Source organism: Methylobacterium sp. A54F (assembly GCF_053346035.1).
Window position 1 is genome coordinate 1 of sequence record NZ_JBKFBF010000179.1, and the last position, 292, is coordinate 292.

Genomic DNA, 292 nt, shown 5'->3' on the forward strand with positions numbered 1-292 from the left:
GCTGAGGCGCCGGAGCGGTCCCGATCCGCGTTGTCCCCAGCAGCCCGATGTCGTAGGGCGGCGCCGGGGCCGGCGGGGCCGCGCGGGAGCGGACGGATGAGCGACAGCAGCGGGCCGGCCTTCGGCGCCGCCCTTCCGCCCGCGGGCCGCTTCGAGACGCTCACGCCCCTGGTCCGCCGGCGCATCGCGCCGGACGGCAGCCCCTTCACGGCGAGCGGCACCTGCACCTACGTGGTGGGCCACGGCCGCGTCGCGGTAATCGACCCCGGGCCCGGGGACGCCGCGCACGTCG

At 79.1% G+C, this 292-nt stretch carries 1 pseudogene; it reads left to right on the top strand.

The features are described from left to right. Window positions 1-96: 96 nt before the first annotated feature. Window positions 97-292, top strand: a pseudogene (locus ACLBXP_RS25865) (MBL fold metallo-hydrolase); the annotation flags it as partial.